6 protein-coding genes and 1 pseudogene are annotated in these 6,980 nt (G+C 64.4%); 3 read left to right on the forward strand and 4 right to left on the reverse strand.

Annotated features, from left to right (window positions below; all coding sequences use genetic code 11):
• The 3 genes and pseudogenes from AB0J09_RS51175 to AB0J09_RS51185 form a co-directional block, all read left to right on the forward strand.
• Nucleotides 1-334 (forward strand): annotated as a pseudogene (locus AB0J09_RS51175) (cytochrome P450); the annotation flags it as partial.
• Between the two features lie 63 nt (nt 335-397).
• Complete coding sequence (locus AB0J09_RS51180; protein WP_360708800.1) at nt 398-1,723, forward strand: cytochrome P450; 1,326 nt, start codon at nt 398-400, stop codon at nt 1,721-1,723.
• Between the two features lie 753 nt (nt 1,724-2,476).
• Nucleotides 2,477-3,340: a hypothetical protein gene (locus tag AB0J09_RS51185; RefSeq protein ID WP_360708803.1), complete on the forward strand. Its 864-nt coding sequence runs from the start codon at nt 2,477-2,479 to the stop codon at nt 3,338-3,340.
• A gap of 282 nt (nt 3,341-3,622) precedes the next feature.
• On the opposite strand, the gene AB0J09_RS51190 is transcribed toward AB0J09_RS51185, so the two are convergent.
• The 4 genes from AB0J09_RS51190 to AB0J09_RS51205 all read right to left on the reverse strand — a co-directional run.
• On the reverse strand, nt 3,623-3,958 hold the full coding sequence (locus tag AB0J09_RS51190; protein WP_360708806.1) for an Lsr2 family protein: 336 nt from the start codon (nt 3,956-3,958) through the stop codon (nt 3,623-3,625).
• Nucleotides 3,959-4,596: 638 nt separating this feature from the next.
• Complete coding sequence (locus tag AB0J09_RS51195) at nt 4,597-5,865, reverse strand: methyltransferase domain-containing protein (protein ID WP_360708809.1); 1,269 nt, start codon at nt 5,863-5,865, stop codon at nt 4,597-4,599.
• A gap of 479 nt (nt 5,866-6,344) precedes the next feature.
• Nucleotides 6,345-6,527 carry a hypothetical protein gene (locus AB0J09_RS51200; RefSeq protein ID WP_360708812.1) on the reverse strand — a complete coding sequence of 61 codons (183 nt, stop codon included), beginning with the start codon at nt 6,525-6,527 and terminating at the stop codon, nt 6,345-6,347.
• A gap of 54 nt (nt 6,528-6,581) precedes the next feature.
• On the reverse strand, nt 6,582-6,980 hold a 399-nt coding region (locus AB0J09_RS51205), incomplete at its 5' end, for a hypothetical protein (protein WP_360708814.1).

Below are 6,980 nucleotides of genomic sequence, written 5' to 3' on the forward strand. Positions count from 1 at the left end.
CACCGAACTCGGTGGCCGCCCCATCCGCGCAGGAGACGCGCTCGTCATGGGCCTCGCCGCAGCCAACAGCGATCCCCGCATCCTCACCGCCGGCGAATCCGCCGCGTCCCTGGGCAACCGCTCATATCTGGCATTCAGCACCGGGCCGCATCAGTGCCCCTCTCGGGACCCAGCGCGTGTCATCACCCGCGCCGCTGTGGAAACGGCCTTCACCCGGCTGCCCGGCATGAAACTGGACATCGATCCAGCGCGCATCCCCCTGCGCCCCTCTCCCTGGACTCGCTGCCCCGCCAACTTGCCAGTGGTGTTCCCGCCCCCGCCCGCCCCTGTGTGACCTGCACCGACCGCATCGCCATCTCACGCGCTGGAGGATCCCGTGCCCGCTCACGACCAGCCCATGACCGCCACGACCGACCGAGCCGACACTCCCTCTGCCGTCCCAGCCGATCAGATTCCCTGCATCACACTCGATCCCCACGGCACCGACCACCACGGCGAAGCCGAACGGATGCGCGCCGCCGGCACTGTCGTCCGCGTCCTGCTCCCCGACGGTGTCCCCGCCTGGACGATCACCCGCACAGAACCGCTGCTTGAGGTGCTCAACCACCCGGACATCAGCAAAAATTGGCACAACTGGACCTGCGCTCGAAATGGTGACATCCCCGACGATTGGTCGCTCACCGGCATGCTGAAGGTCACCAACATGGTCACTGCGGATGGCGCCGCACATCAGCGACTGCGCCGCCCCGTCACCCGCACCCTCACCGCGCGCCGCCTGCAGGAGATACGCCCACGCATCGCCAACCTCATCAACGATGTCGTCGACGCGCTGCCCGCACATGCCGACGCTGACGGTGTCGTCGACCTACGCCAGCATTTCGCCTACCCCATCCCCATGGCAGTCATCTGCGAACTCGTCGGCGTCCCGGCAGCCAAACGACCTCAGCTGCGCCGGCTGGTTGAATCCATCTTCCGCTCCACCACATCCGCCGAGGAGGTCGTCCAGACGCAAGCCGACATCGACCAAGTTCTCGGCGAAATCATCCAGCTGCGCCAAGACAGGCCCGGCCCCGACCTGACCAGCGACCTGATCGCCCTTCGACAGAACGACCCCGAAGCCCTCACCGATGAGGAACTCGCCGGAACCCTATGGGTCATGATCGCCGCCGGGCACGAGACCACCGTGAGCCTGCTACTCAACGCCATCCGAGCCCTGCTCACCCATCCCGACCAGCTCATCACCGTACGCCGCCGTGCTGCCGACGACCCGGACGACGCGTGGGCCGCCGTCGTCGAAGAGACACTGCGCTACGACGCCCCGATCGGCAACTTCATGGCCCGCTACCCCCTCACCGACATCACGGTCGCGGGCGTCACCATTCCCGCCGGAGATGCCATCCTGGCCCCCTACAGTCTTCTCGGCCGCGACCCTGATCAGTACGGCGCCGACGCCCAACTCTTCAATCCTTCCCGAGCGAATATGCGGCACTTAGCCTTCGGCAGCGGGCCCCACGCCTGCCCAGGCGCCGGTCTGGCGCGGATGGAAGCCACCCTGGCGCTGCGCGCCCTGTTCAACCGCTACCCCGACATGTACCTTGCCTCCGGCGGCGACCTCGCCCCCGTGCCCTCCCTGTTTTCCAACTCCGTCCAGTCGCTGCCCGTGATCGTCACCACTCGCCCAGATACCGCCTCGAGCAGCGCGGCCTCGCCGAACATCGCGTAACGGCCTGTCAGGCCGCGACAGCAGCCTTGCGCTCCGCCTGCCAGCCGCAGGCGGAGCGCAAGGCCTATCTAGAGACGCCAGCCATTCCAAAAGTGAGGCCTTAGGTTTCCAACCCGAGGGACGACAATGGATCTCATCACATTCGTCATGATGGATTCGGACACCTACTCGTGGTGGCCGGACTTCGACCGGTGCCCACACCGCGGGAAGCACCTTTTCGCATCACCCAGAGCGACGCCGCCTCACGTCACACCGCGCCTTCTTGGCAAGATCGTGACAGCCGTCTACGCGCCGCTCACCCGCTGCCCGCGCACGACCATCACGGTGCCTGCAATGCAGAGAGATCATCGAACGCCCTGCACTCCATTCATGAGAAGATCGACACGATGATGACTGGCCTCACTGACGCCTACGGCTGTCATGTCCTCTCGACGGCCGCCGCGATCGCCCTAGCTTCGCTACGCGCACGCGGCCATACGGCACTGATGTGTGCCCACAGGCACTTGGCGGCCCCAGCAGCAGACCGCTTTCGCACACCAGCGGCGTCATGATCGCACCGTCGTGGTGAGCATGACGCACGCCTCTACCGGAAACGGGGCGCGTACGCCGATGAAGGGAAGTGCCCCTCTGACGACCAGCACGCGACCCGCCCAACCGGCCATGCACAAGGCTTCGCCACTCTTGGAAGAGTCTCCCAGTATTGGCCGCATTGCTGGATTGCGGCCACGCCATCGCCGGGGTGATAGCGGGCAAGTGACCCGCGCCGATGTCGATCTCATCGACGCCTTGGATCCCCTCGCATGGTTAACGGTGGCCTATTGGCTGCAGGAGCGGCCCAGCACGGCCGCGCGACAGGCATGCCTGCAGGTCCTGGCTGCGTTTCTGCGCTGGCTGCATGTTGCGGAGCCGGGCCTGAGCTTGCTCGCCGTCACCGGAGAGCACCTGGACACGTACTGCGAGCAAGCACGGGCCGGCACACTCAGCGTGGGTGTGCGGGTCCCAGGTAGGGCATTGGCAAGTGCCACCGTGGCGAGGAAGCGTCGCGCGTTGTCGTCCTTCTACCGCTTTGCGTGGTCGTTCGGTGGTGTTCCGCAAGAAGATCAGCATCTGAACGTCGGCCACCCGCGAGTGACTCGCCACGAACGGCTGCTACTACGCCGCGGCGCCGCCCGCCTGGCGGCCGACGGTCGCGTGACTGAAGCGGTGGCCATCGGCCTACTCGAAGCCACTGGAGCCAGCGCGGACACGTTGGCCACCCTGACCAGTCACGACCTTCATGCCGTGCGTGATGGCTCCACCAACGTGCTCGCGCTGATCACCATTCGAAACGATCGCGGCGACGTCGCGTCCTTCCCGGTCCCGACGATGGTCTTTTCCTGGCTGCAGGCCTTGGGTCAGACCCGGCCGGAGAGTGGTCTGCTGATCAGGCAAGATGATGGTCGTCCTGTGGACATCAAGTGGCTGAGCCTCGCGCTGCTTGACACCGCGCTCGCCGGGGGGATGCCTGAAGAACGCGCCAAGGCGCTGTACCCGTCCATGCTGCACGCAGTCACGGTTACAGCCCTCATAGAACAGGCACGGCGTATAGACACACGCAGCCCAGCTCCGGGGAAGTGATAGGCAGGGCATTCCCAGCGACACGACGCCGATGTGGCGTCCAGCTGTTCGGGCCGGCTGCGAACGTACGAAACAACGATGGTTTGTCGGCCTCGATGGAAACCGTGTTGCCGCGTCTTGGCTCATCTCCTCCAATTCGCCAGCTATCGGTGGGAAGCCCGCATCGATAATCCCAACGGTCGCGCAACGGTCGAGCACGAGCCGCGTGCGCCAGCCCCGCACCCGCGTGCAGACCGATGCACTCACGGTCGGTCTCCCCGTGAGAGACCGGGCACTGGTTTGCTAGCGATGGCTTGCCTCATACTGTTCTACGACGGTGGAGGAAATTCGGCCTCGTTCGCTCACAGGGAGGCCATGAGCCTTGGCCCATTGCCGGATCTCCGAGCTCTTTTCGCGGCTTATCGTCCGCTGTGTTCCGCGCCCGCGCCGACGGAGAGGTGCGGGAGCGGATCGGCGTGCATGCTGCACAAATGGTGTGAGAGCGTCCCTAAGCTTCTTGGCGTTCATGTCGCTGAGATCAATCTCGTAAGACGAGCCGTCGATAGCGAAGGCGACAGTTTCGTTAGCCTCGCCGCCATCCAGATCATCTATGAGTATCTCCTGGATCTGTTTGGCCATTTCGCCCTCCGCTGAAAGCGTGAGTGATGGTCTGGTCCCATCAAAGATAGCGGTACACGCCTGCGGGCCGCGAGGATTTCTACGGTGCGCCTACGGCGACGTGGAGACCGAGCTTCGTGAGTGCGGTATTCCTGGCCGCCGGAGACGCGATGAAGACACCATCCCTGATGTGTCGGTCACGCACCTTGAGCGTTTGCGTAAGGATAAGGTCTATCCTCTTGGGAGCGCTGACTAGACGATTACGCCCGAGGGGAACGGCGGAAAAGGCAGAAGGAACGTATGCCAGTTGACGCCTTCAGTGCCCACGAGGTCGATACCCGCGACGCGCTATCGTCATCAAGCGCACATTCCGTGAACCGGAGCGAACCCCAAGAGGAGCGGGCGACTTTGACGGTCTTGGCCGAGCACGCTCCAAACCTGGCCCGGCGCTCATCCATGTGATGCCAAGCCCTCACAATCATCATGAGCACGCTGCCCGCACGCTCCGGACAAAGACCCAGGGCTGAAAGCGTTCTCGCTATGTGAGACCGCTTTCAGCCCTGGGACAAAGACCTGAGGCTGGTCGGCGAGGTCGGCGGCCGCGGTGTTGGGTCTGTCGTTTGAGACGCTCGCCCATCGGGTTTCGCGACTACCGGTGGTTAGCGGTTACGGGCGCCGATTGCGTTGCTGGGCCGGTCCAGCCAGATCACCTCACGGTCAGGACCGATCCAGAGGCCGAACCGATCGCGACCCGGTTTGCCCAGCCGCACCCATTGTCGGTAGGCCTGAAACAGGATGTCTCCCAAGCCTCGACCGGATTGCGTCATGCAGGTGCGGTCGTATGCAGGATCGGCGACTATGGTGGCATAGCTGTCATCGCGCAGACTTGCCAACTCCATCACGAAGGCCGCTCGGTCGTTGTGTTCCTCGCGCTTCGCCTTGGTGATGGCTAGATCGGGTGCAACAGCGGTCAGAAAGATGCCAAAGCCCCGGGGCATCGCTTCCATCACTTGGGTGGGACGCATGGACGTCCAGGAGGACTCGTCGTCCGCACGGCGTCCCGAGGTCGGGATATCGACGTCCTGCCCTGACATCATGATGAAGCTGGTTGATCCGCAAAACCGGCCGATCAACCAAGGGCTTATGAGAGGTGCCTGAAGCTTGAGGATCTCGCCTCGCTGACCGTGCGCCGGCATCCAGGGAAGCACCATCACGCCTCCCGGCCGCAGCTGACTGGTCCAGCCCTGCGGGACATTGCGAACGCCGCAGGTGACATGGATACGGTCGAACTCCTCTCGGACGGTGCTGCCCATTGTGGCATCGCCCGTCACCACGATCGGCGCGAGACCCAACTTGCTTAGATTCTGTTTCGCGGTCGTGGACAACTCCGGATCGATCTCGATCGTGATCAGGTTCCCATCCCCGACCCGGTGGGCGAGCAGCCCTGCCGTCCAGCCGGAGGCGGTCCCCACCTCCAGGACACGATCGCCAGGTTGTGGCTGAAGCAGCTCCAGGAAGCGCATAACCACACCAGGCCGGGACACCGCTGAGGTCGCCGGCACACTTGTGTCGATGATGTCCCCGTCGCCTCGCTTGGTCACCAGCAGCGTGTCGCGGTAGACAGCGAGCAGCCAGTCGTCGGGATCGATACGGTGGTCGATGACGTATCCGCCGCTGAGGTCGCGTGACGGTACCCAGGCACGATCGGGGACAAAGTGATCGCGAGGCGCTGCGCGCAGGGCTTGCGAGCGCCAATCGTCACTTGGCCGTGCTGAGAGCTCATTGTTGATGATCAACGTCTCGATAAGGTCGCGGAGCAGGTAATCCCGCCCATGGGGGCTAGTCACGATCATGTGATCCTTGGTGAGGGTGGTGTACCGCGAGTGTTTGGTATTCGGTCGGCGGTCATGCGTGAGCAGGCTGGGCACCAAGGTCGAGGGTGTTCCAGAGGTGCCCACGCAGCTTGGATAGGCTGCCGGAGGCATTCAGCGATGTGGGCGGAGCCGGACCGCCGCCGGGATCCACGCTCACCACCGCCGCGCTGTTGTTGATGGCCGGCCGATCGGACGGAGCGAATCAAGGTCTCCCTGAGCGCACGTGCGCTCGCGGGGAAGCTACGGTGCGCCCAGGTCATCGGATCCGGTTGGACTGGCGCGTTCTGAAGGGTCCAAGGGCGTGTTGCCTCGGCGACATACAGCTTTTCAAATACAGCAAACGCGTGAGGCCTTAGCCTGGCCCCACGAAGGTGCTGGACGCTATCTCCACCAGCTGGTGGCTATGCTCGGCGAGCAGCGTGTATGCGACAGCAAATGGGGCGCGTCTAGGCCGTCCTTTCTCACCAGCTCGCTCATCCGCACGGCCGAGAGGAGGTCCGACAACAGCGGGCTGAGACGGCGCCAGGACGCGATCATGGCGCCACCTTCTTCTCGCAGAGGTGCCCCGCGGACAGGTCCGTCCAGACCCTGAGGGCGTGGGCGTACTCGCCCCGGCCGGTCTCCTCAAAGGTTCGTGGCGCGATGAGCCGCAGCACGAAATACGTCGTGGCTTCGTGGCACAGCCGGAACTCCTCACAACAGGACGTCTCAGCCACGGACAGCAGCCCAAACGCGGGTGGGACGTATGGCCTCCACTCGTACATGCCGCATCACCTGCCGCGCCCAGGAGGTGCCTGGGTGAGGCTCACAGATCGAGCGGACAGTAGCGGAAGGTCCGGCATCCGCCAGCCCGGCGGTGCCACACGGTCCATCAGCACGAGGAGCTGGTCAGCGACGGGCGCCCGGCACATGATGCCGGGCGGAGGACAGTGGCCCAGGTAATAGGCGATGAATTCGCGCTTGTGGAGTGAGTACTCCACATGGAACCAGCCGCGGGCAGTCTGCTCCAGCTCTTCGACAACCTGGTGTGCTGCCTCGTCAGCGGCGGCTTCGACATCGCGCGCCAACATGAACATCTCCTTGAGGCTGGATGGTTGATGACGCAGGCCGGGGGCGGCTGCGGGATAGCCAGCCTGCGCCAAAGGTGCGGGGCGGCGAGGACAGCAGTG

It is taken from the genome of Nonomuraea sp. NPDC049784, assembly GCF_040659615.1.
GTDB lineage: Bacteria > Actinomycetota > Actinomycetes > Streptosporangiales > Streptosporangiaceae > Nonomuraea.